Origin of the sequence: Tritonibacter sp. SIMBA_163 (assembly GCF_046535935.1) — a bacterium.
Lineage (GTDB): Bacteria > Pseudomonadota > Alphaproteobacteria > Rhodobacterales > Rhodobacteraceae > Epibacterium > Epibacterium scottomollicae.
The window spans coordinates 1-260 of sequence record NZ_JAWJBP010000704.1; the positions used below are offsets into that span (position 1 = coordinate 1).

Annotated in this window: 1 pseudogene; it reads right to left on the minus strand. The window is 70.8% G+C overall.

Annotated elements, in window-relative coordinates:
- Positions 1-13 precede the first annotated feature (13 nt).
- Positions 14-260, minus strand: a pseudogene (locus tag R0J92_RS24150) (hypothetical protein); the annotation flags it as partial.

A 260-nucleotide genomic window follows, 5' to 3' on the forward strand; every position in this document is an offset into this window, starting at 1 on the left:
GGTTGAGTTGCCGTTACCCGCCGATCTCCGGGGTTTCGCGGACGTTCACGCTCGACCGCTCCTCCCAGTCGCGTGCGCGGCTGAGCGCTTCGCGCCACCGTTCGCGTTGATGGGCGACCTGGTCCCGGGACATCGCCGGCTCGAAGGTGCGGTCGACGGCCCAGTTCTTCTCGATGTCCCCGGTGCTCTTCCACACGCCCGTGGCGAGGCCGGCGAGGTAGGCGGCGCCGAGCGCCGTGGTCTCGGTGACCTTCGGCCGC